The organism is Pseudomonas sp. Pseusp3, assembly GCF_047304225.1.
Lineage (GTDB): Bacteria > Pseudomonadota > Gammaproteobacteria > Pseudomonadales > Pseudomonadaceae > Aquipseudomonas > Aquipseudomonas fluorescens_CD.
This window is the reverse complement of the sequence record NZ_JBGLYV010000003.1, coordinates 113792-138064: the sequence shown is the minus strand read 5'-3', so window position 1 is coordinate 138064 and position 24273 is coordinate 113792. Positions and strand designations below refer to the sequence as shown.

At 60.4% G+C, this 24273-nt stretch carries 21 protein-coding genes and 5 tRNA genes; 11 read left to right on the top strand and 15 right to left on the bottom strand.

What is annotated here, in order from left to right:
- Nucleotides 1-184: 184 nt before the first annotated feature.
- The 8 genes from ACCD00_RS02285 to gltX form a co-directional block, all read right to left on the bottom strand.
- Entirely contained in the window at nt 185-628 is a 444-nt protein-coding gene (locus ACCD00_RS02285; protein ID WP_413421552.1) for an acyl-CoA thioesterase, read from the bottom strand.
- 50 nt (nt 629-678) lie between these two features.
- On the bottom strand, nt 679-1512 hold the full coding sequence (locus tag ACCD00_RS02280) for an alpha/beta fold hydrolase (protein ID WP_413421550.1): 834 nt from the start codon (nt 1510-1512) through the stop codon (nt 679-681).
- A gap of 29 nt (nt 1513-1541) precedes the next feature.
- The gene (locus ACCD00_RS02275) at nt 1542-2081 is read right to left on the bottom strand and encodes a TetR/AcrR family transcriptional regulator (RefSeq protein WP_007986938.1); all 540 of its coding nucleotides are present in this window, start codon (nt 2079-2081) and stop codon (nt 1542-1544) included.
- 183 nt (nt 2082-2264) lie between these two features.
- A tRNA-Glu gene (locus ACCD00_RS02270) sits at nt 2265-2340 on the bottom strand.
- An 80-nt stretch (nt 2341-2420) separates the two neighbouring features.
- Nucleotides 2421-2496 (bottom strand) — tRNA-Ala (locus tag ACCD00_RS02265).
- A 53-nt stretch (nt 2497-2549) separates the two neighbouring features.
- Nucleotides 2550-2625 (bottom strand) — tRNA-Glu (locus ACCD00_RS02260).
- Nucleotides 2626-2704: 79 nt separating this feature from the next.
- A tRNA-Ala gene (locus ACCD00_RS02255) sits at nt 2705-2780 on the bottom strand.
- Nucleotides 2781-2983: 203 nt separating this feature from the next.
- A complete protein-coding gene (gene gltX, locus ACCD00_RS02250; RefSeq protein ID WP_413421548.1) occupies nt 2984-4465 on the bottom strand; it encodes a glutamate--tRNA ligase in 1482 nt (493 codons plus the stop codon).
- Between the two features lie 241 nt (nt 4466-4706).
- Between gltX and ACCD00_RS02245 the strand changes: the two genes are divergently transcribed.
- Nucleotides 4707-5795, top strand: a complete 1089-nt coding sequence (locus ACCD00_RS02245) for an HlyD family secretion protein (protein WP_413421546.1) — start codon at nt 4707-4709, stop codon at nt 5793-5795.
- Nucleotides 5796-5844: 49 nt separating this feature from the next.
- Nucleotides 5845-7335: an MDR family MFS transporter gene (locus tag ACCD00_RS02240; protein WP_413421562.1), complete on the top strand. Its 1491-nt coding sequence runs from the start codon at nt 5845-5847 to the stop codon at nt 7333-7335.
- A gap of 144 nt (nt 7336-7479) precedes the next feature.
- Here the strand turns inward: ACCD00_RS02240 and uvrB are convergent, their stop codons facing one another.
- Nucleotides 7480-9495 (bottom strand): excinuclease ABC subunit UvrB, encoded by a 2016-nt coding sequence (gene uvrB / locus ACCD00_RS02235; RefSeq protein WP_413421544.1) that lies wholly within the window; start codon nt 9493-9495, stop codon nt 7480-7482.
- Nucleotides 9496-9830: 335 nt separating this feature from the next.
- Here uvrB and ACCD00_RS02230 point away from each other — a divergent pair, with 335 nt between their 5' ends.
- The gene (locus tag ACCD00_RS02230) at nt 9831-11027 is read left to right on the top strand and encodes an amino acid aminotransferase (RefSeq protein WP_413421543.1); all 1197 of its coding nucleotides are present in this window, start codon (nt 9831-9833) and stop codon (nt 11025-11027) included.
- Between the two features lie 231 nt (nt 11028-11258).
- Nucleotides 11259-11468: a hypothetical protein gene (locus ACCD00_RS02225; RefSeq protein ID WP_046038165.1), complete on the top strand. Its 210-nt coding sequence runs from the start codon at nt 11259-11261 to the stop codon at nt 11466-11468.
- Here the strand turns inward: ACCD00_RS02225 and ACCD00_RS02220 are convergent.
- Nucleotides 11465-11695 carry a hypothetical protein gene (locus ACCD00_RS02220; protein WP_108217803.1) on the bottom strand — a complete coding sequence of 77 codons (231 nt, stop codon included), beginning with the start codon at nt 11693-11695 and terminating at the stop codon, nt 11465-11467. The genes ACCD00_RS02225 and ACCD00_RS02220 overlap by 4 nt on opposite strands.
- Nucleotides 11696-11922: 227 nt before the next feature.
- On the opposite strand from ACCD00_RS02220, the gene ACCD00_RS02215 reads away from it, so the two are divergent.
- A tRNA-Asn gene (locus ACCD00_RS02215) sits at nt 11923-11998 on the top strand.
- 133 nt (nt 11999-12131) lie between these two features.
- Here ACCD00_RS02215 and ACCD00_RS02210 read toward each other — a convergent pair.
- Nucleotides 12132-13649: a nucleobase:cation symporter-2 family protein gene (locus ACCD00_RS02210; protein ID WP_413421540.1), complete on the bottom strand. Its 1518-nt coding sequence runs from the start codon at nt 13647-13649 to the stop codon at nt 12132-12134.
- Between the two features lie 254 nt (nt 13650-13903).
- Here ACCD00_RS02210 and ACCD00_RS02205 point away from each other — a divergent pair, with 254 nt between their 5' ends.
- Complete coding sequence (locus ACCD00_RS02205; RefSeq protein WP_413421538.1) at nt 13904-14185, top strand: BrnT family toxin; 282 nt, start codon at nt 13904-13906, stop codon at nt 14183-14185.
- Nucleotides 14186-14188: 3 nt separating this feature from the next.
- Nucleotides 14189-14494: a BrnA antitoxin family protein gene (locus ACCD00_RS02200; protein ID WP_413421536.1), complete on the top strand. Its 306-nt coding sequence runs from the start codon at nt 14189-14191 to the stop codon at nt 14492-14494.
- A gap of 60 nt (nt 14495-14554) precedes the next feature.
- On the opposite strand, the gene ACCD00_RS02195 is transcribed toward ACCD00_RS02200, so the two are convergent.
- Complete coding sequence (locus tag ACCD00_RS02195; protein WP_413421534.1) at nt 14555-15385, bottom strand: arylamine N-acetyltransferase family protein; 831 nt, start codon at nt 15383-15385, stop codon at nt 14555-14557.
- Nucleotides 15386-15574: 189 nt separating this feature from the next.
- Here ACCD00_RS02195 and ACCD00_RS02190 point away from each other — a divergent pair, with 189 nt between their 5' ends.
- The gene (locus ACCD00_RS02190; protein ID WP_413421532.1) at nt 15575-15901 is read left to right on the top strand and encodes a hypothetical protein; all 327 of its coding nucleotides are present in this window, start codon (nt 15575-15577) and stop codon (nt 15899-15901) included.
- Nucleotides 15902-15936: 35 nt separating this feature from the next.
- On the opposite strand, the gene ACCD00_RS02185 is transcribed toward ACCD00_RS02190, so the two are convergent.
- Nucleotides 15937-17343, bottom strand: coding sequence for a DUF1254 domain-containing protein (locus ACCD00_RS02185; protein ID WP_413421530.1), 1407 nt, complete (start codon nt 17341-17343; stop codon nt 15937-15939).
- 112 nt (nt 17344-17455) lie between these two features.
- Nucleotides 17456-19027: a diguanylate cyclase gene (locus tag ACCD00_RS02180; RefSeq protein WP_413421528.1), complete on the bottom strand. Its 1572-nt coding sequence runs from the start codon at nt 19025-19027 to the stop codon at nt 17456-17458.
- Nucleotides 19028-19234: 207 nt separating this feature from the next.
- On the opposite strand from ACCD00_RS02180, the gene ACCD00_RS02175 reads away from it, so the two are divergent.
- Complete coding sequence (locus ACCD00_RS02175) at nt 19235-19702, top strand: hypothetical protein (protein ID WP_413421526.1); 468 nt, start codon at nt 19235-19237, stop codon at nt 19700-19702.
- A 219-nt stretch (nt 19703-19921) separates the two neighbouring features.
- Here ACCD00_RS02175 and ACCD00_RS02170 read toward each other — a convergent pair whose 3' ends face one another.
- Nucleotides 19922-21673, bottom strand: coding sequence for a L,D-transpeptidase family protein (locus ACCD00_RS02170; RefSeq protein WP_413421524.1), 1752 nt, complete (start codon nt 21671-21673; stop codon nt 19922-19924).
- Between the two features lie 81 nt (nt 21674-21754).
- Here ACCD00_RS02170 and ACCD00_RS02165 point away from each other — a divergent pair, with 81 nt between their 5' ends.
- On the top strand, nt 21755-22456 hold the full coding sequence (locus tag ACCD00_RS02165; protein WP_413421523.1) for a murein L,D-transpeptidase catalytic domain family protein: 702 nt from the start codon (nt 21755-21757) through the stop codon (nt 22454-22456).
- A gap of 108 nt (nt 22457-22564) precedes the next feature.
- Entirely contained in the window at nt 22565-24271 is a 1707-nt protein-coding gene (locus tag ACCD00_RS02160; protein WP_413421521.1) for a copper resistance system multicopper oxidase, read from the top strand.
- Nucleotides 24272-24273: the final 2 nt, after the last annotated feature.

The window sequence follows — 24273 nt, the reverse complement described above, 5'->3', positions numbered from 1 at the left end:
CGAGCGAGCTCGCTCCTACATTGGCTGGAGCGATAGCAACGCCGGGCCGTAATCCTCGATGAACTCCGCCGGCATGCTCGCAGCCCCCCTGTAGGAGCGAGCCTGCTCGCGAAAAACCCGAGACCACCGTGGGGAGCCAGACTGGTCGCGTTATCGTTGACGACCATCGCGAGCGAGCTCGCTCCTACATTGGCTGGAGCGATAGCAACGCCGGGCCGTACCCCTCGATGAACTCCGCCGGCATGCGCTTGGGCTTGCCCGTGGACAGTTCGATGCAGACGAAAGTGGTCTGCGCCCGCAGCAACGTCGAATTATCACTGGGGCGCTTCAACTGGAAGTGACGGGTCATTTTCAGGCGCTGGTCCCAATCGACGATCCAGGTCGCCAATTGCAACTCATCGTCTTCGTAGGCTGCTGCCAGGTAATCGATCTCGTGGCGCACCACCGCCATCGCCCGGTCCAGCCGCCGGTACTCGACCAGATCCAGGCCAAGGCGCTGGGAGTGGCGCCAGGCACAGCGTTCGAGCCAGGTCACGTAGACCGCGTTGTTCGCGTGCCCCAACCCGTCGATGTCCTCGGCGCCCACTTGCAGATCAATGATAAATGGCGTTTCCCGATCCCAGCCCATGCCCCATTCCCCCGGTCAGATAAATTCGACCGGGGCAGTGTAACGGATGCTCAAGCGGATTGGCGCGATTGCAGACTGCGACCGGCCAGCAGTGATAACACGCCATCAATCACTCGCGGGTCGGCCAATACACGCTGATGACCACCGTCCTTCAAGCGCAACAAGCGGCTGTCGAACCACGCTTCGTGGATCAACTCCGACTCGCTGACCGGGACAAAGTTGTCATCTTCGGCGTGAACGATCAGGCCGGGCATGTCGAGCTGATAGTGCGCAACATCGAGCATGGCGGCGCGCATGCCGACATCGCTCTCCACCTGGCGAATGAACGCCGAGCGGGCCTTCGGCGGCAGCCCCACATAACGGGCGAAACCACGCAGCACGCCAAGAATCCGCGCCGGGGCGGCAATGCTGACCAGGGTTTCCGTGCGCAAGCCCAACTGCACTGCAAGCATGGCACTGGCGCCTCCCATGGAGTGGCCGATGACCGCTTGCAAGGGTGGCAACTCGGCAGCTGCTTCAAGCATGGCACGGGCGAACAGCACCACATTCGCCTCGTTGCCAGGTGAGCGGCCGTGGGCCGGACCATCCAGGGCGACGACCGAGTAACCGGCATCGACCAGCGCGGTGATCAGGCTGGCAAATTGTGTCGGCCGACCTTCCCAGCCGTGCATCAGCATCACTGCCGGGCCTTGCCCCCAGCGCAGGGCCGAAAGACCAAACCGCAGGGTAATGCGCTCGGATCTCGCCAACAACGGCAGCTCCCAGTCACGGGGCGGCAGATTCCGCGGAGTCATGAAGGCCAGTCGCATTTTGCTAGCGACCAGTTTCGGGGCAAACCAGCCCAAGGTGCCATTAACGCCACGAACCCACTTTAACGCGCTCATCGCATTCTCCTCAGGCCGCAGCCTTCAGGTCAGCGCACTGCCGATTTGGCGGCGCGCAGCAATCGATCGGACAGCTCTCCCGGCCCCAGCGCCCGCGCCAGAGCCAGCCCACCCACCATCAAGGCCATATCGGCCAGGGCTTTTTCGGTTTCTTCAGGACTGGCCGCCAGCTGCGCGACCATCATTTCCACATGCTCATTCAGCGCGACACGAAAGGCTTCCGGCAGCCGCCCCAGTTCGCCGACAGATGCCGGGATCGGACAGGCCGATTCGGAGGAATCACGATGCTTGCGCGACAGATAAAACGCAGCCACCAGAGCGCGGCGCTCTTCGCCGGTCAACTCCGCGTCCATGTCGGCAATCAGGTCGCGACGATGACTGAGCAATTGCTTGAACGCCTCGAGCATCATCGCGTCCTTGCTTTCGAAGTGTGCGTAGAAGCCGCCGACCGTCAGGCCCGCCGCACCCATCACTTCGCCCACACTTGGCTCGGCCGGGCCACGCTGAATCAGCGCTGCGCTGGCAGCCTTGAGGATGCGTTCGCGGGTTTGAGCTTTTTTATCGTTCATCGTTGCCTCCGAATATTACGACTAGAATATTATTCTCATAATAATTTTACGCAAGTCGTGGATGTGACCGCTGGTCTGAAGAACAGTCTGGAAAGAAATGGGAGATTTGGCCAAACGCCAGACAAACAAAAGGGCCATTCAATAATTGAATGACCCTTATAAATCCCGCAAAGCGGGTAATCGTGGCGTCCCCTAGGGGACTCGAACCCCTGTTACCGCCGTGAAAGGGCGGTGTCCTAGGCCACTAGACGAAGGGGACACAAACCCTTCTATACAACTGATCAGTGCTGAGAGCTGATCGATTCAAGGCCGGTGTGGCCAGACCTTGAACTGTAAAATTGGTGGAGCTAAGCGGGATCGAACCGCTGACCTCCTGCATGCCATGCAGGCGCTCTCCCAGCTGAGCTATAGCCCCGGATTTTTCGCCTCGCGGCGGAGCGACATCTTGCAACATCGCTTCTGTAAAACTGGCGTCCCCTAGGGGACTCGAACCCCTGTTACCGCCGTGAAAGGGCGGTGTCCTAGGCCACTAGACGAAGGGGACGCAAACCCTTCTATACATCTGATCAACGCTGAGTGTTGATCGCTTCAAGGCCAGTGTGGCCAGACCTTGAAGTGTAAATTGGTGGAGCTAGACGGGATCGAACCGTCGACCTCTTGCATGCCATGCAAGCGCTCTCCCAGCTGAGCTATAGCCCCTCATCGTTGATGTCATCGCTGAGGACGGGGCGAATCTTAAGGGCGTATCGAAAGCCTGTCAAACTTATTTTTCAAAAAATTTAAAATTTTTTGCCGACATAACAATCACTTACCGCCCTCCCCCCGAAAAATCGGGGGTCTGAGGACCACTGCGCGCCCAACGACGGGCGTACACAATGGCCATCAGTCCTGCATCAAGCGTGTCAGGCGATAGCGCCCAACAGCCTTTCCCACTCTTTGTTTTCTTTCTTCGACACGCCGCCCAACAGGTCAATGGCCTGGCGCAGACGGAAACGGGTCAGGTCCGGCCCGAGAATTTCCATCGCATCAAGCACCGACACCGAACTGGCCTGGCCCGTGATCGCGGCGAACATCAGCGGCATGGCATCACGCAGCTTCAGCTCCAGGGACTCGACCACTGCCTGAATGGTCGCGGTGATGCTGTCCTTCTCCCACTGACGCAGGCTTTCGAGCTTCCACAGGATCAACTGCATCAGCTGGCGGACCTGGTCGCCCGACAGCTTCTTGGATTCGAACAACTTCGCATCCGGGTTCACGCCACCGGCAAAGAAGAACCCGGCCAGCGGTGCCACCTGGCTGAAGGTTTCGACCCGGCCCTGCACGTGCGGCGCGATCTTCATCATGTAGTCGGAATTGAACGCCCACTTCTGCACGCGTGCGGCGAACTCTTCCACCGGCAGGTCACGCAGCCACTGACCGTTGAGCCACGACAGTTTCTCGATGTCGAAGATCGGCCCGCCAAGGGACACGCGCTTCAGATCGAAGTTGTCGACCATTTCCTGCAACGAAAACTTCTCGCGCTCGTCCGGCATCGACCAGCCCATGCGCCCCAGGTAGTTGAGCATCGCCTCGGGCATGAAGCCCATGCGCTCGTAGAACGTCACCGAGGTCGGGTTCTTGCGCTTGGACAGCTTGCTCTTGTCCGGGTTACGCAGCAGCGGCATGTAGCACAGTTCCGGCTGTTCCCAACCGAAGTACTCGTAAAGCAGGATCAGCTTCGGTGCCGATGGCAGCCACTCTTCGCCGCGCAATACGTGGGTGATGCCCATCAGGTGATCGTCGACCACGTTGGCCAGGAAGTACGTCGGCAGGCCGTCGGTCTTCATCAGGACTTGCATGTCCATGCGGTCCCACGGGATTTCAACGTCGCCGCGTAGCATGTCCGGCACCACGCAAACGCCTTCGCTCGGTACTTTCATACGGATGACGTGCGGCTCGCCAGCCGCCAGGCGACGGGCGACTTCTTCCTTGGACAACAGCAGCGCGCGGCCGTCGTAACGCGGGGTTTCACCGCGAGCCATCTGCTCGGCGCGCATCTGGTCCAGCTCTTCGGCGGTGCAGAAGCACGGGAAGGCGTGTCCCATGTCGACCAGTTGCTGGCAGTACTTCTGGTAAATGTCGCCGCGCTCGCTTTGACGATACGGACCGTGCGGGCCGCCGACGTCCGGGCCTTCGCTCCAGTCGATCCCCAGCCAGCGCAAGGCGTCGAAAATCTGCTGTTCGGACTCGCGGGTCGAACGCAGCTGGTCGGTGTCTTCGATCCGCAGGATGAACTCACCGCCGTGCTGCTTGGCAAAGCAGTAGTTGAACAAGGCGATGTAGGCGGTACCTACGTGGGGATCCCCGGTAGGCGATGGCGCGATGCGAGTGCGGACGGTGGTCATGGCATGTCTCGAAAAGATAAAAAGCGAAGTTCAAAGCGAACGTCAAACAAGAGGCGAATGGTAACAGGCGACACAGGCCAGGCTCCAGCGAACAGGGCATTTAAGCCAAGGTTGCGTCTGTAACGCCCGTATGGCGCGGTGAATGGCCGAATATCAGCCGATGGCATTTACCGCTTATCGGCTGTATGCCAGATTTGCCTGCTGATAACTTCTCTTACAATTTCTCGACTACAGTTTGCCCATGCCTGCCCAACTCAAGCGTCGCCTCTTCACCTTCCTGCTGATTGTCCTGTTGATTGGCGGGGGCCTGTTTGCCCACTGGTTCTTCAAGGGGCGCTTTTATGAAAGCACCGACAACGCTTATGTCCAGGGCGAGATCACCCGTGTGTCGAGCCAATTGGGCGCGCGCATCGATCGGGTGCTGGTGCAGGACAACCAGCATGTCGAGAAAGGCCAGTTGCTGATCAAACTCGAAGGCGACGACTTCCGACTCGCTGTCAACCGTGCCAACGCGACCCTCGCCACCCGCGAGGCCGAACGCCTGCAAGCCCAGAGCAAACTGACCCAGCAGGCCAGCCTGATTGCCGCCAGCGAAGCGCAAGTTGAGTCCAGCCAGGCCAGCCTGGGTCGCTCGCAGATCGACCTCACCCGCGCCGAGACCTTGCGTAAACCCGGTTATGTCTCGGAAGAACGGGTGACCACCCTCTCCGCCGACAACCACATTGCCCGTTCGCAACTGGCCAAGGCCCAGGCGGACGCGCAAAGCCAGCGTCAGCAGGTCAACGCACTGACCGCCGAAATCAAACGCCTCGACGCGCAGATCGCCAACGCCAGGACCGACCTCGCCCAGGCTGAACTGAACCTGACCCGCAGCGAAATCCACGCGCCCATCAGCGGCCTGATCGGCCAGCGTGCAGCCCGCGAAGGCCAATTCGTGCAGGCCGGCGCCTACCTGCTGTCGATCGTGCCGGACGAAGACATCTGGATTCAGGCCAACTTCAAGGAAACCCAGATCGGCCACATGCAGCCCGGGCAGAAAGCCGAGCTGACCTTCGACGCCTACAGCGACACCCCGATAGAAGCCCGGGTCGACAGCCTGTTCGCCGCCTCGGGCGCACAGTTCAGCCTGTTGCCGCCGGACAATGCCACCGGCAACTTCACCAAAGTCGTACAACGGATTCCGGTAAAACTGACCTTCGCCGCCGATAACCCGCTGCGCGGCAAGATCCGCCCGGGCATGTCGGTGACCGCCAAGGTGAACATCAAGGACGCCCCTGACGACGTCACCACCAAAGTGAGCAGCAAAGACGCCCCTGACGATGGCCGGTGATCAACTGATCCGCCCGGCCGGCGAACCGACCCGGCGCGACTGGATTGCGGTGATGAGCGTGATGCTCGGCGCCTTCATGGCGGTGCTGGACATCCAGATCACCAACTCCTCGCTCAAGGATATCCAGGGTGCGCTGTCGGCAACCCTGGAAGAAGGTTCGTGGATCTCCACCTCGTACCTGGTGGCGGAAATCATCATGATCCCGCTCACCGCCTGGCTCGTGCAGCTGCTGTCGGCACGGCGCCTGGCGGTTTGGGTATCCCTCGGGTTTCTCGCGGCCTCCCTGCTCTGCTCCATGGCCTGGAGCCTGGAAAGCATGATCGTGTTCCGCGCCCTGCAAGGGTTTACCGGTGGCGCGCTGATTCCACTGGCGTTCACCCTGACTCTGATCAAGCTCCCTGAACACCACCGCGCCAAAGGCATGGCCATGTTCGCCATGACGGCCACCTTCGCCCCCTCCATAGGTCCGACCCTCGGCGGCTGGCTGACGGAGAACTGGGGCTGGGAATACATCTTCTACATCAACATCCCGCCCGGCCTGATCATGATCGCCGGCCTGATGTACGGTCTGGAGAAGAAACAAGCGCACTGGGAATTGCTGAAAAGCACCGACTACGCCGGCATTCTCACCCTCGGCGTCGGACTCGGCTGCCTGCAGGTGTTTCTGGAGGAAGGCCATCGCAAGGACTGGCTGGAGTCGAACCTGATCATGACCCTGGGCAGCATTGCGCTGGTCAGCCTGATCACCTTTGTGATCGTACAGCTTTCCAAACCCAATCCGCTGATCAACCTCGGCATCCTCGGCAACCGCAACTTCGGCTTGTCCAGTATTTCCAGCGTCGGGATGGGGGTCGGGCTGTACGGCTCGATCTACCTGTTGCCGCTGTACCTGGCGCAGATCCAGAACTACAACGCCCTGCAGATCGGCGAAGTGATCATGTGGATGGGCGTGCCGCAGCTGTTTCTGATTCCGCTGGTGCCCAAGCTGATGAAGTTTGTTTCGCCGAAATGGCTGTGCACCTTGGGCTTCGGGCTGTTCGGGTTGGCGAGCTTCTCTTCGGGCGCGCTGAACCCGGACTTTGCCGGGCCACAGTTCAATCAGATCCAGATCATCCGCGCCTTGGGGCAGCCACTGATCATGGTGACCATTTCGCTGATCGCCACCTCCTACATCCTGCCCCAGGATGCGGGATCGGCGTCGAGCCTGTTCAACATCCTGCGCAACCTCGGTGGAGCCATCGGCATCGCCCTGCTCGCCACGCTGCTGGATGCGCGGACCAAGGTCTACTTTGACTACCTGCGTGAATCCATCGTGCCGAGCAATCCGCAGGTGGCTGAACGCCTGGCATCGTTGACCAACACGCTGGGCAATGAAACCGCAGCACTGGGCAAGCTCAGCGAGATAGCGCATCAACAGGCGTCGATCATGGCCTATAACGATGCGTTTCATTTTGTCGGGATTGCGCTGGGGATCAGCATGGTGGCGGTGTTGCTGACCAAAAAACTGCCGGCTGGCCTCAAGGCTGGCGAAGCGCACTAGTCAGTCTTTCTTGTAGCGCCCTGACTGGCCTCTTCGCGAGCAAGTCGGATCGCCGCACCGCCGCTCCCACAGTTTTTGTGAACGCCACAGAACCTTGTGGGAGCGGGCTTGCTCGCGAAGAGGCCCGCACACTCACCACAAATCTCAGACTGTAATCAACCGCTCCCGCAACTTGCCAATCTCATCGCGCATTTGCGCTGCCGCTTCAAACTCCAGATCACGCGCCAACGCATACATCTTCTCTTCCAGGGCCTTGATACGCTTGGCAATCTCGCCCGGTGTGCGCAATTCGGCTTCGTATTTGGCATTTTCCTCGGCCGCCTTGGCCATGCCCTTGCGCTTCTTGCTGCGCGAGCCAGGCACGGTGGCGCCTTCCATGATGTCGGCAACGTCCTTGAACACGCCTTTTGGCGTGATGCCGTTAGCCAGGTTGAAGGCGATCTGCTTGTCGCGGCGACGCTCGGTTTCGCCAATCGCCCGCTCCATGGAACCGGTAATCCGGTCGGCATACAGAATCGCCCGGCCATTGAGGTTACGTGCCGCGCGCCCGATGGTCTGGATCAGCGAGCGCTCGGAACGCAGGAAGCCTTCCTTGTCGGCATCGAGGATCGCTACCAGCGAGACTTCCGGCATGTCCAGGCCTTCGCGCAGCAGGTTGATGCCCACCAACACATCGAAAGTGCCGAGGCGCAGGTCGCGGATGATTTCCACGCGCTCCACGGTGTCGATGTCCGAGTGCAGGTAGCGCACGCGTACGCCGTGGTCGGCCAGGTAATCGGTCAAATCCTCGGCCATGCGCTTGGTCAGCGTGGTGACCAGCACTCGCTCTTCCAGAGCGACGCGCTTGGTGATTTCCGACAGCAAGTCATCGACCTGGGTCAGTGCCGGGCGGATCTCTATTTGCGGGTCCACCAGCCCGGTCGGACGCACCACCATGTCAATGACGCGCCCGGCGTGTTCGGCTTCATAGTTGCCGGGGGTCGCCGAGACGAAAATCGTCTGCGGGCTGATGCTTTCCCACTCATCGAAACGCATCGGCCGGTTGTCCAGGGCCGAGGGCAGGCGGAAACCGTACTCGACCAGCGTCTCTTTTCGCGAACGGTCGCCCTTGTACATGGCGCCAACCTGCGGAACGCTGACATGGGACTCGTCGATCACCAGCAAGGCATCCGGCGGCAGGTAGTCATAAAGCGTCGGCGGCGGCGCGCCGGCTTCGCGACCGGACAGATAACGCGAGTAGTTTTCGATGCCGTTGCAGTAACCCAGTTCGAGGATCATCTCCAGATCGAAACGGGTGCGCTGCTCCAGGCGCTGGGCTTCCACCAGCTTGTTGTTGGAACGCAGGTATTCCAGGCGCTCCTGCAACTCGACCTTGATGCCTTCGACAGCGTCCATCAGGGTTTCCCGTGGCGTCACGTAGTGGCTCTTCGGGTAGAAGGTGAAGCGCGGCAGCTTGCGAATGACTTCGCCGGTCAGCGGATCGAATGCCGACAGGCTTTCCACCTCATCGTCGAAGAGCTCGATGCGGATCGCTTCAAAATCGGATTCCGCCGGATGGATATCGATCACATCGCCACGCACGCGGAAGGTCGCACGGGCAAAGTCCATGTCGTTGCGGGTGTATTGCAGGTCGGCCAGGCGTCGCAGCAATTCACGCTGATCGAGCCGGTCGCCGCGATCCACGTGCAGCACCATCTTCAAATAGGTTTCCGGGCTGCCCAGACCGTAGATGCAGGACACCGTGGTGACGATGATCGCGTCCTTGCGCTCAAGCAATGCCTTGGTCGCCGACAAACGCATCTGTTCGATGTGGTCGTTGATCGAGGCGTCCTTCTCGATGAAGGTGTCCGAGGACGGCACGTAGGCTTCAGGCTGGTAGTAGTCGTAGTAGGAAACGAAATATTCCACCGCGTTGTTCGGGAAGAACGCCTTGAACTCGCCGTACAACTGCGCCGCCAGGGTCTTGTTCGGCGCCAGCACCAGGGTCGGGCGCTGCACCTGGGCGATCACGTTGGCGATGCTGAACGTCTTGCCCGAGCCGGTCACACCGAGCAGCGTCTGGTGCGCCAGCCCGGCCTCGATGCCCTCGACCATCAGGCGGATGGCTTCCGGCTGATCGCCGGCAGGCTCGAAACGGGTGACTAGCTGGAATTCAGACATTAAATACCTCTGGATCACTCTTGCCGGCCAAACCGGCATGAACGAGAAAGACCGCAAACGACCGATGTCGCCCGAGGAAAAAACTGGATTGTGCTCAATGTGGAGCCGATTGCCAGCGCTTTCAAGGCAAACGTCCTACATCGCGCAAAACCTTTGCCGACGCCATTCGACTAACGGTCGCAAAATAATCGGAAAAACTTACCTTAAAAGCCGAATCGCCTGTCGCCATTGATCGCGGATGGCCTCTATACTAGCTCCCCGTTTGTGCACCGCTCTAGTGCATTCGGCTGGAGCGCGACACGTCCCTCCACTCTCCATTCAGAGCCGCCGCAATAATGAGCCTGTTCTCCGCTGTCGAAATGGCACCACGCGATCCAATCCTGGGCCTCAACGAAGCATTCAACGCCGATACCCGCACCAACAAAGTCAACCTGGGGGTCGGTGTTTACTGCAACGAGGAGGGGCGAATTCCACTCCTGCGCGCCGTTGTCGAAGCCGAAACCATTCGTGCCGCTCAACACGTTTCCCGTGGCTACTTGCCAATCGACGGCATCGCCGCCTACGACCAGGCTGTGCAGAAATTGCTGTTCGGCAAAGATTCGCCGCTGATCGCCGCCGGCCGTGTGATCACCACCCAGGCCGTTGGCGGTACTGGCGCCCTGAAAATCGGTGCTGACTTCCTCAAGCAACTACTGCCGAACGCCGTTGTGGCGATCAGCGACCCGAGCTGGGAAAACCACCGCGCCCTGTTCGAAACCGCCGGTTTCCCGGTGCAGAACTACCGTTACTACGACGCTGCCACCCACGACGTGAACCGTGCCGGCATGCTGGAAGACCTCAACGCGCTGCCAAACGGCTCGATCATTGTGCTGCACGCCTGCTGCCACAACCCGACCGGCGTGGACCTGAGCCCGGCGGACTGGAAAAACGTGCTGGACGTGGTTAAAGCCAAAGGCCACGTGCCGTTCCTCGACATGGCCTATCAGGGTTTTGGCGATGGCATCGACGAAGACGCCGCGGCCGTGCGCCTGTTTGCCGAGTCGGGCCTGACTTTCTTCGCTTCCAGCTCGTTCTCCAAGTCGTTCTCGCTGTACGGCGAGCGCGTTGGTGCCCTGTCGATCGTCAGCGAATCGAAAGAAGAAAGCGCGCGCGTGCTGTCGCAAGTCAAACGCGTGATCCGCACCAACTACTCCAACCCGCCGACCCACGGTGCCAGCGTTGTCGCTGCGGTGCTGAACAGCCCGGAACTGCGCGCCCAGTGGGAAGCCGAACTGGCCGAAATGCGCCTGCGCATTCGTGGCATGCGTACCCAGATGGTCGACCTGCTGGCACAAAAAGCGCCGCAGCGCGATTTCAGCTTCGTCGGTCGTCAGTGCGGCATGTTCTCCTACTCGGGTCTGTCCGTTGAGCAAGTGCACCGCCTGCGCAACGAGTTCGGCATCTACGCCCTGGACACCGGCCGCATCTGCGTGGCCGCACTGAACCAGAGCAACATCAAGGTTGTGACGGACGCGATTGTCCAAGTCATTTGATGACACCTTGAAATGAAAAACGGGAAGCCATGTGGCTTCCCGTTTTTTATTTATCACAGATAATTCTCAATGCAACGACCCAGCCCTCTAAACTCCACACAAGTCAAATGTGGGAGCGGGCTTGCTCGCGAAGACGGCAGCACATTCAATACTTGTACAACCTGACCCACCGCTTTCGCGAGCAAGCCCGCTCCCACAGGATTTATGTACCAAGCATTCCCGAGAACCCACATGAAAAACGATGACCTGCGCGCCGACCGCGATGACCTGGATGACCTGGATCACTTCATCCCCCGCGCCCCGACAAAACGTGGCAACAACCTGGTAATGCAAGTCGCTGCAGGTGTATTCCTCGGCGGCCTGGCCCTGTGGCTGGTGCAATTGGGTGCCACGGCGCTCTACGCCAAACTGATGCTTGGCACGATTACCTTCGGCGGTTAAGCCAGTTCGCTCGCACGCTGGCTGGCAGCGTCGTCGTAGGCGACATACAGCGATTCCGCGACCTGGCTCTTGATCGCTTTAGTGCTTTCCAGGCCCAGGACGAAGCCTTCGGCCTTGCCACCCGCGCGGTTCAATGCTTCAGCGGTGCCGGCCTGAGTGATGGCGTCGAACAACTTTTCGGCGTGAGGGCCGACACCTTTGGGCAGGCTGATCTGAGAGATGCTCATGGGTACACCCCATGGTGTAGAGGTGTGAGGGTCAAATGATTCATGGCGCGTACCTTTTCGGCGAATGGCCGGCAGCGCGTGTCACCACTTCCGGGCGGCCATGGTAGACCTCTGGGGCGATCCTGGTAACCGCCAATCGCCGCCAAACCACCGTCCGTCCCGATGATTCACTCAAATTGTTATTCGATGCTTGACTTCTCTTTTTGAATCAGTAAGATACGCGCCATTCCGCGATAGCTCAGTTGGTAGAGCAAGTGACTGTTAATCACTGGGTCCCTGGTTCGAGTCCAGGTCGTGGAGCCAGACGCAACATCGAAGAGCCCCTGAATCGAAAGATCCAGGGGCTTTTTTGTGGCCGATTGAAAAGCCAACTCCTGAAAAGCAAAAAGCCGATCTGTCTATTCAACAGATCGGCCCTTTTCAGTTGCCGTGAACGTCAGACGTGTTCACTGCTTTTGACGTGCACCGCCCGTGGTTCTGCCACGCCGTGTTCCGAATCCAGCACCGGAATCTCCTTGCCGTCGCAATCGTGCAGTTTACCGTCGCTGAAATAGTCCCCTTCACGCAACGCCGCCAGATCCTGATAACGCAGCACCCGCTCGGTACCGGCCGCAAAGACCGATTGCTGGTCGGAGTTACCGGCAGTGAGATGGTTGAAGGTCAGGTTCAGCACGATGGCCATGATCGCCGAAGAGCTGATGCCCGAATGGAAAATGGTCGCGAACCAGCTTGGGAAGTGATCGTAGAAGTTCGGCGCCGCGATCGGGATCATGCCGAAGCCGATGGAGGTGGCGACAATGATCAGATTGACGTTGTTGCGGTAGTCGACCTTGGACAGGGTCCGAATGCCGCTGGCCGCAACGGTGCCAAACAGCACGATGCCGGCGCCACCCAGTACGGAGGTCGGCACGGCGGCGATGACCCGGCCCATGAATGGCAGCAGGCCGAGGATCACCAGGAACAGACCGCCGGTTGCCACCACATAGCGGCTCTTGATGCCGGTGACCGCCACCAGCCCGACGTTCTGGGCAAAGGCGCTTTGGGTGAAGGAACCGAAAATCGGCGCGAACATGCTCGACAGCATGTCGGCGCGCAGACCGTTGCCCAGGCGCTTGGAGTCAACCTTGGTGCCGATGATCTCACCGACGGCAAGGATATCCGCCGAAGTCTCCACCAGCGTCACCATCACCACGATGCACATCGACAGGATCGCAGCGAAGTGGAAGGTCGGCATACCGAAGTGGAACGGCGTCGGGAAGCCGAACATCGGGCCTTGGGTCACGGATGAGAAATCCGCCATGCCGAGGAACACCGCGATGATCGTGCCGATGACCATGGCCAGCAGAATCGACAGACGGGAGATGGTCGCACTGCCGATTTTGCTCAGCAGCAGCACCAGCACCAGTGTCACCGCCGCCAGGCCGATATTCGCCATGCTGCCGAAGTCCGGCGCGTGACTGTTGCCGCCCATGGCCCAGCGCGCGGCTACCGGCATCAGCGTCAGGCCGATGGTGGTAATCACGATGCCGGTCACCAGCGGCGGGAAGAACCTGGTGATGCGCGAGAACACCGGGGTTATCAGCAACCCGATCAGGGACGCCGCTATGACCGCGCCCAGCACCGACTGAAACCCGCCCTCCCCGCCGCTGCTGACAATCGCCACCATGGTCGCGACGCCAGAGAAGGACACGCCCTGCACCAGCGGCAACTGACAACCAAAAAACGGTAAACCCAGGGTTTGCAGCAGCGTTGCCAGCCCCCCCGCAAACAATGAAGCAGCAATCAACAAACCGATGTCCGCCGGCGAGAGCCCGGCCGCCTGGCCGATGATCAATGGCACCGCGACGATACCGCCATACATGGTCAGAACATGTTGCAGGCCATAAGCCATATTCGCGCCGATCCCAAGATTTTCGTCCTCGGGCCGTTGGTGTGAAACATGGGGCGTTTTCATGGTAGGGGGTTCCCTGGTTTTTGTTATGCGCACACTGTATGCAATAGTCAGGACAAATGTCTATAGAGTTGTATACAACTTATCAGTCACGAAATGGATACCTGTCCATTTCCCCTGGTTGCCACAAGCGCAGCCCCCGCCTGAAACCTTGAAACACATCCCTTCCCGGGCAACCCCTGTTGCTGACTAGTCTTTTCGGCTCCTGGCGCTCATCAGCAAAGCCACCTCTTTCACATACATATAAAGTATGCATAATGAAGTCATTCGAGATTCAGTTCCACAAGGCAAAGAACGCAGCCAACAAACTCAAGCACCAAGGCATCAGCCTCGCAGAGACCGAACCGGTATTCCATGACGAACGAGCGCTGACCCTCGAGGACAACCACCATGATGAACAACGCTGGATCACCATGGGGCTGGATGCCAAAGGCCGTTTGCTGGTCGTCGCGTACACCTGGCGCGATCCGAATTTCGTTCGAATCATTTCCGCGCGCATCGCCACCAAAAGCGAACGCCGTCAGTACCTGGAGGCATGACCGATGAAAGACCAATACGATTTCAGTAACGCCAAACGCGGGGCCGTGGCGCCCGCCAAAGGCAAGACCCGCATTACCATCATGCTCGATGACGCCGTCATCGAAGCCGCCCGGGCACTGGCAGAAAACGAGGGGTACGGCTACCAGACGGCGATCAACAATACGTTGCGCCGAGCCCTGCTCAACGAAGCCAAGCCTGCACAGCTAAAACCAACAATCACCCCTGCCGAACTCAAGGGCCTGGAGCAGAAACTGGCAGAGGCCTTGAGTGAAATTCAGCGGGTGATGGAGCCGGGAGTTCGGCCCTGAAACGTAAAGGGCTGATCGATCGGATCAGCCCTTGGCGATGTGACGTATTCGATCGGCCTACTATTGCGGCGCTGCGATCAAGCGTTCCAGGGTCCGCACCAACTGCGCCTGTTCCGGTACGCGAATGCCGAACTCGCTGTCCAGCAAGCCAATCAATTCCTGCACATCCCTCACCTCTCGCCGCTCGCTGTCATGGCCAATCCGGTGAATCGCGAAGCTGCCGTTATTGAGCGTACGGCGCCACCCCTCCCCGGTGCGCGCCACCATCAGTTGTTTGGCGAAAGTCGACTCAGGGTGGGTCGAGACGTACCAGTTGCCCACGGCAAAATCGATGTCTTCCTGGCGTTGCAGGTCGAAGATGTACATCGCTCGCCATTCACCCGCAACATTGGCGCGCAGGGTAAAGCCGTCGACGTGCAGGTCGATGCGATACGGCTCGTGAGGAGTGAGTTGTTCGGCGCGGGAATCGAGCAACAGTGGCGCGGTCGGCACCATGCCACCGAAGCCGACGTCGGTGATGTAGCGTACGTCGTCGATGATGACCAGGCTCAGGCGATGGGTCCGGGCAGTCCAGGCCCCCTCCGGCTGGCCCATCACCACCCGGCCACTGATGGCACGGGCGTCGAAACCCAACGATTGAAGCAAGGCCAGGAACAGATTGTTGAGTTCGTAGCAGTAGCCGCCACGACCATCGTGCAAGACCTTCTGTTCGATGGACGGCAAGTCGATCAGCACCGGTTCGCCGGATAATGTGGTGAGGTTTTCAAACGGAAAAGCGCCGGTATGGCGCAGTTGCAGTTGGCGCAAGGTGTCCAGGGTCGGTGCCGGGGGCGCATCGAAGCCCAGGCGTTGCAGATACAAAGCACGGTCAGTCAGGCGTGGCTCGCTCATCGTTCAATCCTTTTGCACGCAAGCGGCGGATTGCTCCGCCAGTGGCCGCTATGTATACGGGATCAGGCACTGCCGCCGACAATTGATTTAGCCAATCACCCGGCATGAAAAACTCAACGCGGCTTGTGCGAATCCAACTGCGCCCCCTTCGCACCAACATCAGGTAACGACTCATCCCAGGAGACGACCATGATGAACATCAGAATGACTTCGCTGCTCTTGGCGGGATTGTTGTCGGCAACGCCCCTGGCTGCGTTTGCGGCGTCCGGCGATGGCGCTGGCACGACCAACACGACATCGGGCGCAACCCGCAACTCAACCATGCTGCCAGACAACAAAAGGCCCAGCGCCCCTTCGGGCGACTACAGCCGCGGTCAAGGCTCCAGCTCGTCAATCGGCACCACCGGCGTCAATGGTCCGGGCAGTGGCGCGGGCGGTGGCACCGGCGCCCCTGGCGGCGGAACCGGTGGCGCCGGTGGCGGGACGGGCAGCTGGACAGGCAAAAGCAGCCAATGACAGGCAGTCGTTGGCTGCTTCTTGTCGTCTGCGGTCTACATCGGCTGGACCGCCGGCGGGTTCCATTTGCCATTCAGCGCCTCGGCTTTCGGGCCGTACAAGCGCATGGTCAGGTTGAACGGCCCCTTGGGCGCCGGCAGCCAGTTGGCCTCAAGATCCTTGCCGGGGCTTTCGTTCTGGAAATAGAGGTCCAGCGAGCCATCGGCGTTGCCCTTGAACGGCATCCAGCTACTGACCGCAAAACGATTGAGTGAATTGGCGATCTGGAAGCCTTCCGGGTCATACAGGGTGATCGACCAGAAGGCGTTCACCGGCGGCGTCTCACCCTTGTTGAAATGCAGCACGTATTTGTTTGCTCCGTCGAGCGGCTTGCCGTTGCTGTCGCCGATGTTCAACGGATAAATCGCGTCCTCGGGCAGGTTGGCACCGAGTCCCACCTGCGTAACGATGGCGCGCTTGAGGTAGTAGTTGCCATAGACGCCCATGGTGTCGGTGTTCATCGACCAGCCATTGACCTCCCGCGCCAGGGTCGGCACTTTCCAGGTCATCAGCGCCTGCGCATCCTGGGGCACCGTTTGTAGCGCGGCCTGGATTTGCGGATCCAGCGCGTCCATGTCGAACGGCTTGCCAGCTTCGATTCCAAGACGCTTGATCTGCGACAGCATGGGCTGGTCGGTGCTGTGCGGCGGGTTCACCTTCAGCAGGTCGGCAGCGTAGGTGAAGTAGTTGGCAGCCGACATGGAGTCGACCTGAATCTTCGGCGGCGTCTTCATGTCCACCGCCGGGTCGATTTTCACGGTGACGGCTTCAGGCTCCTTACCCAACCGGGACAACGGCGTCACCGTGTAGCCAGCCTGGATCTTGTGCACCGCCGCGTAATCCGCCGCGCCGTCCGTCTTGGTACGGCCGATGACCCAGACAAACGGGGTTGGCGCCGGCAGGTGATTCATCCCGGCGGGCACGGTGCCGGACCACCCCGGCGGCGTCACCAGGAATTGCCCGGCCTCGGTGCCCGTGGTGCGCCAGCCCGGCGAAGCGAACACATCCGTCCACATATCGAGCATCGGCAACAGGTAGAAACGCCCTTCGGTATCCGGCGCGGCGATCACCAGCGGTTCGTTGGTCAAGTCCAGCCAGGCAATCGAATACAGTGTGTCGAAGTTAGAGCGCACCACCCCTTTGAATTCGGCAGGCGGGTACTGCGGCACACTCACAAACATGTTCATCGGGCCTTTGCCGAACTCCTTGCCCGGCTCGATGTTGGTGAATTGCTTGCGGGTAATGTCCATGCTCAACAGCGGGTAAAAATAGATGTAGGCATCCACGCCGATCGCATGAGCTTCTTCGGCGGTGATTTTCGATTGCGCGTGGCTGGCCAGCGGGAAAATGGCAGCCGCTGCGACGGTCAAAGCAACAGCTGTCAATGTTTGAGGTATCAACATGTTGGCGATCGTCCGTACGAAGGGGAGTCTGCCGGATTCGACAGAACTTACGAAACTCTAGACGATCAATTCCGCCAGGCCCGAGAGACGGACAACCGGCAGGAGGAACACTTCAGCGATCGGAACGCATCAACGCCTCGACACCGCCGGCCATCGACAACGTTGCCACACGGTTTCGCCCCGAATGCTTGGCTTGATACAACGCCGCATCCGCCCGCTCGACAAACACGTTCATGCTGTCACGCCCCGACGGCACGAACGAATAGCAACCCAGGCTGACCGTCACGTAACCGTTGGGCGAGCCGGTGTGACTGATGCTCTTGTCGATGACGCTGCGGCGGATCTGCTCGGCAATCGTCATGGCGCCGTGGATGTCGGTGTCGGGCAGCAGCACCGCAAACTCTTCACCGCCGTAACGCACCGCCAGATCGGCCTTGCGGTGGCAGCAACTCTTCAGCGCGCGTGCCACTTCGGCCAGGCAGTGATCCCCCACCACGTGGCCGTAGGTGTCGTTGTAGCGCTTGAAGTAATCGATATCGAGCATGATCAGGCTCAAGGGGCTCGCCTGCCGGGCGCCGCGCCCGAACTCGACGTCCAGCGCCCGCTCGAACAAGCGGCGGTTGGCCAGCCCGGTCAGGCTGTCGTGGGTGGCGATCAGTTCCAGCGCTTCCTGGGCCCTGCGCAAATCCGACTCGACCCGCTCGCCCACACGCACCTGATGAATGAACACCCAACCGAACAACCCCACGCCCACTAACACCAGGGCAACGATGAGACTGGAGCGAAACGCCGTGTCATACCAGCCCGCGAGAATGGAATCGGTGGACGACGCGGCGGTGACCACCAGCGGATACGCCTCCAGCTGTCGGTAACCGTACATGCGTGTCACACCATCGATGATGGACGTGAACGTCGCATTGCCGGAGGTGGCCAGTGGCAGCGACTTCTGGAAAATCTCGCTCTGGGCCAGCGACGTGCCGATCTGCGCCTCTACAAAAGGTCGACGCGCCAATAGCGTGCCATCGGTCAAGCCGAGAAACATCGAGCCGTTGTCGTCGAGGCTGAAGCTTTTGAAGAACTGGTCGAAGTACGACATCTTGATGCCGGCCAGCAATACGCCCTGGAAATGGCCGTTCCTGTCGTTGACCCGTTTGGAAATCGGAATGATCCACTCACCGTTTTCCCGACTGCGGATAGCCGGGCCGATATGCGCCACCGACGATACGTTCTGCTGGTGATACTTGAAGTACTCGCGATCCGCGACGCCGGGCCCCCGGGGCAGGTTTTCAAACGAGGTCACCACCCACTGGCCCTTCTGGTCGAACAGCAGGATGCCGTGCAGTTGATCCAGGGCCAGCACTCGCCGGGCGAAGGTCTGCTGCAAGCGCGGCAGTTGATCCGGGCCGAAACCGTCGACTTGAATCCAGTCCACCAGGCTGGTCAGCACCAGGTCGGCCTTCATGAAGGTGTCTTCGGCTTGCTGCGCCATGGCCCGCGTCAGGTTCGAAGACGCCACTTGCGCCAGGCTCAGGTCATGGCGACGGGACTGTTCCAGTTGCAGGTAGAGCAAACCGCACAGGCACAGGCACACCGTGGCAATGAACAGTACCGCGGCCTTGCGCAGCGGCAGACGTTTCAATGCGACGCCTGGGGCGTGGTCCGGGTCGTTAAAGCGTGTGGGCAAAAGTTCATCCTGTCGGGGCAAGGCATGGGCAACGACCCAAAGCCCTCAGTCTTCTTGGGGCCTAGTTTACGGGGTTATCCATGACAAATGGGCGATCACTTGCCCGGTGGTTACACTTGCCCGGTGGTGCTGCAAACATGACCCAGGGCAGCACTGCCTGCGCGCCAACGAGCTACGATTAGAATGACATCAATACAGGGAATCGACATGAGCAAGGCAGACGAGCTCGCGGCAAAATTGAAACAAACACGGCTTGCCGGCGCGGATCAGGCGATCGATACCTGGCCGGGCCAGGTCTACGAACTGTATCACCGGATAGAGGGCTGGCTGCAGCCCTTGACCGAAGTTGGCCTGGTCCTGCGGCGCAACCCCACCCATGTGATCGAGATTTGCCCGACCCGGGGCACTTACCGCTATGCCATCGACCAGCTGGTAATCTCCGGAAACGCCCACAGCCTTACCTTTGACCCGGTTGCGCGCTTCACAGCCGATGGCGAGGGACGGATCGAAATTCACTCACAAACCAACGAGTTCGCCCTGTTGCGCACCGTGGACGAACGCGGTGAAACACACTGGTGGCTACAAACGATCGAACAGGCCACAGCGCAGCTGGACGCGGTGGCGCTGACGGAAACCGATCTGCTGGCAGTGGTGCAGCAAGGATTGGCGCTTTAGGGAGTTTGCCGAACGGCCTGGTAATACCTGTAGGAGCGAGCTTGCTCGCGATGGTCGTTAACGATGACGCGTGCTTACTGACTAAACGCAGCGCTCTCGAGTCCATCGCGAGCAAGCTCGCTCCTACAGTATTAGCCCATGGGCGTCCGTTTTCAGCATTAGCCCATAGCCGCCCGTTTTCAGCATTACGCTCCATAGGCGCCCGTTTCCAGTCTTCCGTTATAGCTTGTTCTGCCCTGTCACCATCAGCGGTATCTCTGCACGACGCAAGTCCAGGGCCGGCAACTTCACAGGCTGACTCAAGCCCTGCAACACCCTGGCATCGTAATCATAAATGTCGGGCTTGAATGTCACCCGCCCGTCAACGCTCAGGTCCACGGTCCAATAGGCCAACAGCACCGGCACTTTCACCGGTAGCACGATGTTCTCGGTCCTGCCATTGGCCAACTGCTTCTGAATGCCGGCGCTGTTCCAGCGCACCGGGTCGTTGAACAACAACTCGACCAGTTGCAACGGGTTTTCCACGCGGATGCAGCCTGAACTGGTGGCCCGAACCGTTTTCGCAAACAGTTCGCGGTGCGGCGTGTCATGCAGGTAAATCGCATAGTCGTTGGGGAAGCGGATCACCACCTGCCCCAGCGAGCTGTCAGGCCCGGCATCCTGACGCAGGTGGATGCCTCGCGGGTTACTCCAGTCAACGCTCGACGGATCGAGCTCATTGCCTTCGCGATCGAACACGCGAATCCGGTTGGCCGCCAGATAACCCGGATCGTTCTGGACTTTCGGAATCACGTCCTGCTTGAGGATGGTCGGCGGCACGGTCCAGGTCGGGTTGAACGTGACGTAGGTGATTTCGGCCTGGAACACCGGCGTACTGCGCACCGGTTTACCGACCTGCACCCGCGAACGCCAGATCGGCAGGCCGTCGCGGTACATCGCCACCTTGTATCCGGCGATATCGACGATCACGAACGTGCCCTGAAGCTTGTACAACAGCCAGCGGGCACGCTCCATGTTGACCCGCACCTGATCGATCCGCGCCTCGACCGGCACGTTCAGCGCCGCCAGCGTCGCCGCCCCCGCCACGCCATCGGCTCCCAGGTATTGCTCGGCCTGGTATTTCTTCACCGCGGCAACGACCTTGTCGTCGTAACCGGTTTTTTTCGACAGGTGCGGGTTCAGGTAACCGCCCGCCACCAGGCGCGCACGCAATTGGGCGACAGCCACCCCGTCCATGCCGGGCTTGAGCGATTGCCCTTCGGTGACTTTCGGCCAGCCGCCCGCGTCACGGACCTGGCGCAACCGGGCCAGGCCTTCACGCAAGTTGCGGTAAATCTCTTCCTGAGGAGGCGCCTCGGCGAATGCGCGTGCCACGTCATGGGTATCGAGGGCGGCGAACAGGTTGTTCATGTCCTCGCGGGCGCCGCCGGCTGGGTCGAAGTTCCAGTGAATGTCCAGCCGCGACGGATCGACCTTGCCCCGTCGCAGTTGCAGCAGTGCGGTGATGAACGTGCGGGTGGCCGCCATGTCGAACATCGCCCGTTGCGCCGTGGAAGGCGCGGCGGCCATCAGCGATTGATGGGCCTGGGCGAGTTCGGAGATGCGGAAATCCGCCGGATTCAGGCCGTCGATCCGGGTGTCTTCGAGGCTCTTGAGTAACTGGGCCACATCACGGTCGTCCGTCCACGCCGCGCGATAGTTGCGATGCATATAGAAATCCAGCACCACCCGGCTGACATCCACACGCTGATGGCGCCTGGACGTGAGCAACGGCGGAAAGGCCGAACGCAGCGGTTCCAGCGTCGCCTGAATCGCCTGGCCGACCACGTCGTCGGGGGCCGCGGCATCGATTGTGCTGCTCGCCGCAGATACCGGCTCAATCGGCGAAGTTTGCCCAATCGCCGCACCGCTGATCAGAAAGCCCATAAAAAATATGCGGCTTATGACGAATGACCTTGTTAACTGCACCATGGATAATCCTTAATCCCCCGTTTCAAGCGGCCAACTTTCCGCTCGCTGCTAGACTCGAAATTATCATGATGAGACCCGACTATGGCGCTAAACCGCTTTGGCCTTTTATTTGCCATTTTACTGACGTGCCTTTCAGTAACGTCAGCCTACGCCGATTCGCTTGAAAACGCGCTGGTCAAAGCAGCGCCAGGCGCCGACGCCAAAGTGATTGCCCTGGCCGTTCGCGCCACTCAATGCAGCCGCGCCCAGGGTATCGCCCCAGCCCAAAGGCTGGCAGTGATCGATTATTCCCTGCCCTCGACCGAACAACGCCTGTGGGTATTCGACCTTAAACGACGCAAGTTGCTGTTTCACGAACTGGTCGCCCATGGCCGCAACAGCGGCGAAAACATGGCCACGCTGTTCTCCAACCGCAACGAAAGCCACGCCACCAGCCTCGGCCTGTTCCGCACACAAGAGAGCTACCTCGGCCAGAACGGTTACTCGCTGCGCATGGAAGGCCTGGAGCCCGGCTTCAACGATAACGCCTATGACCGGGCCATCGTCATTCACGGCGCGCCCTATGTCAGCCCGGTGCTGGCCCGCGCCAACGGCCGGATTGGCCGCAGCCTGGGTTGCCCGGCCGTGAGACCGGCGATTGCCCATCGGCTGATCGATTCGATGAAGGACGGGCAGTTGTTGTTTTCCTACTACCCGGACCAGCGCTGGTTGAAATCGTCTTCCTACATCAACTGCGGCAGCGACACTGTGGCCTCAAGGGAAAAGTCCACTTCACGCCAGTAAGCAACGCCCCCACCTGTCAAAACTGTAATCCCCGCCTCAGCCTGCTGAAAGGCACCGCCCGCTAGCCTCGTCGACAAGTTCAACAGGCTGACGGGCGGAACACACGGCATGCACTCCCACACTTCAAGACGCACCTTCGTCAAAGGGCTGGCCATCGGCGGGCTCTTCGGCGGCCTCGGGTTATGGCGCACGCCGGTCTGGGCGCTCAACAGTCCCGGCGAACCGCAGGTGTTGGCCGGTAACGATTTCGACCTGTTCATCGGCGAATCCCCGGTCAACTTCACCGGGCAGCCACGCACCGCGATGACCATCAACGGCGGCATTCCCGGCCCGCTGTTGCGCTGGCGCGAAGGCGATACGGTGACGCTGCGGGTGCGCAACAAGCTCAAGGACAGCACGTCGATTCACTGGCACGGCATCCTGCTGCCAGCCAACATGGACGGCGTGCCGGGGCTGAGCTTCAAGGGCATCGAGCCGGGCGGCCTGTACGTCTACCAGTTCATCGTGCGGCAGAACGGCACCTACTGGTATCACAGCCATTCGGGGCTTCAGGAGCAATCCGGCGTCTACGGTCCGCTGGTGATCGACGCCAAGGACCCGGAGCCATTCCAGTACGACCGCGACTACGTGGTGATGCTCAGCGACTGGACCGACGAAGACCCGGTCGGCCTGATGAAGACCCTGAAAAAACAGTCCGATTACTACAACTTCAACAAACGCACCGTGGGCGACTTCATCCACGACGTCAGCGAAAAAGGCTGGGGGCCGACCGTCGCCGATCGCAAAATGTGGGCCGGGATGAAGATGAACCCCACTGACCTGGCGGACGTCGGCGGCGCCACTTACACCTACCTGTTGAACGGCCAGGCACCGGACACGAACTGGACCGGAGTGTTCCGCCCGGGGGAAAAGCTGCGGCTGCGCTTCATCAACGGCTCGGCCATGACCTACTTCGACGTGCGCATCCCCGGCCTGAAAATGACCGTGGTCGCCGCCGATGGCCTGCACGTCAAACCGGTGAGCGTCGACGAGTTTCGCATTGCCGTGGCGGAAACCTTCGACGTCATCGTCGAACCGACCGAAGCGGCCTACACCCTGTTCGCCCAGGCGATGGATCGCACCGGCTACGCACGGGGCACCCTGGCGGTGAAGACCGGACAGGTTGCGCCGCTGCCACCACTGGACCCGCGCCCCCTGGTGACCATGGATGACATGGGCATGGGCGGCATGGACCACGGCAGCATGGCGGGCATGGATCACAGCACCATGGCCATGGGCGACATGCCCGGCATGCAGGCCCACCCTGCCTCGGAAAGCGACAACCCGCTGGTGGACATGCAAGCCATGTCCACCTCGCCGAAACTCGACGACCCCGGCATGGGCCTGCACAACAACGGTCGTCGCGTCCTCACCTATTCCGACCTGCGCAGCACCTTCGACGACCCCGACGGCCGCGAGCCCGGCCGCACCCTGGAACTGCACCTGACCGGGCACATGGAAAAATTCGCCTGGTCGTTCAACGGCGTGAAGTTCTCCGATGCACAGCCGCTGCGCCTCAAGTACGGCGAGCGACTGCGGATCGTGCTGGTCAACGACACGATGATGATGCACCCCATCCACCTGCATGGAATGTGGAGCGACCTCGAGGACGAGAACGGCCAGTTCATGGTGCGCAAACACACCATCGACATGCCACCGGGTTCCCGGCGCAGCTATCGGGTCACTGCCGATGCGCTCGGCCGCTGGGCCTATCACTGCCATCTCCTGTACCACATGGAAATGGGCATGTTCCGTGAAGTTCGCGTGGAAGAATGAGG

What these genes read in the sequence shown, in the direction of transcription:
- ACCD00_RS02165 (WP_413421523.1), top strand. Translation starts at nt 21,755, where the DNA reads ATGGCGCTAAACCGCTTTGGCCTTTTATTTGCCATTTTACTGACGTGC.
- ACCD00_RS02225 (WP_046038165.1), top strand. Translation starts at nt 11,259, where the DNA reads ATGAAAAACGATGACCTGCGCGCCGACCGCGATGACCTGGATGACCTG.
- ACCD00_RS02210 (WP_413421540.1), bottom strand. Translation starts at nt 13,649, where the DNA reads ATGAAAACGCCCCATGTTTCACACCAACGGCCCGAGGACGAAAATCTT.
- ACCD00_RS02285 (WP_413421552.1), bottom strand. Translation starts at nt 628, where the DNA reads ATGGGCTGGGATCGGGAAACGCCATTTATCATTGATCTGCAAGTGGGC.
- ACCD00_RS02175 (WP_413421526.1), top strand. Translation starts at nt 19,235, where the DNA reads ATGAGCAAGGCAGACGAGCTCGCGGCAAAATTGAAACAAACACGGCTT.
- ACCD00_RS02185 (WP_413421530.1), bottom strand. Translation starts at nt 17,343, where the DNA reads ATGTTGATACCTCAAACATTGACAGCTGTTGCTTTGACCGTCGCAGCG.
- ACCD00_RS02170 (WP_413421524.1), bottom strand. Translation starts at nt 21,673, where the DNA reads ATGGTGCAGTTAACAAGGTCATTCGTCATAAGCCGCATATTTTTTATG.
- ACCD00_RS02275 (WP_007986938.1), bottom strand. Translation starts at nt 2,081, where the DNA reads ATGAACGATAAAAAAGCTCAAACCCGCGAACGCATCCTCAAGGCTGCC.
- ACCD00_RS02195 (WP_413421534.1), bottom strand. Translation starts at nt 15,385, where the DNA reads ATGAGCGAGCCACGCCTGACTGACCGTGCTTTGTATCTGCAACGCCTG.
- ACCD00_RS02220 (WP_108217803.1), bottom strand. Translation starts at nt 11,695, where the DNA reads ATGAGCATCTCTCAGATCAGCCTGCCCAAAGGTGTCGGCCCTCACGCC.
- ACCD00_RS02190 (WP_413421532.1), top strand. Translation starts at nt 15,575, where the DNA reads ATGATGAACATCAGAATGACTTCGCTGCTCTTGGCGGGATTGTTGTCG.
- ACCD00_RS02230 (WP_413421543.1), top strand. Translation starts at nt 9,831, where the DNA reads ATGAGCCTGTTCTCCGCTGTCGAAATGGCACCACGCGATCCAATCCTG.
- ACCD00_RS02280 (WP_413421550.1), bottom strand. Translation starts at nt 1,512, where the DNA reads ATGAGCGCGTTAAAGTGGGTTCGTGGCGTTAATGGCACCTTGGGCTGG.
- ACCD00_RS02160 (WP_413421521.1), top strand. Translation starts at nt 22,565, where the DNA reads ATGCACTCCCACACTTCAAGACGCACCTTCGTCAAAGGGCTGGCCATC.
- ACCD00_RS02245 (WP_413421546.1), top strand. Translation starts at nt 4,707, where the DNA reads ATGCCTGCCCAACTCAAGCGTCGCCTCTTCACCTTCCTGCTGATTGTC.
- uvrB (WP_413421544.1), bottom strand. Translation starts at nt 9,495, where the DNA reads ATGTCTGAATTCCAGCTAGTCACCCGTTTCGAGCCTGCCGGCGATCAG.
- gltX (WP_413421548.1), bottom strand. Translation starts at nt 4,465, where the DNA reads ATGACCACCGTCCGCACTCGCATCGCGCCATCGCCTACCGGGGATCCC.
- ACCD00_RS02205 (WP_413421538.1), top strand. Translation starts at nt 13,904, where the DNA reads ATGAAGTCATTCGAGATTCAGTTCCACAAGGCAAAGAACGCAGCCAAC.
- ACCD00_RS02200 (WP_413421536.1), top strand. Translation starts at nt 14,189, where the DNA reads ATGAAAGACCAATACGATTTCAGTAACGCCAAACGCGGGGCCGTGGCG.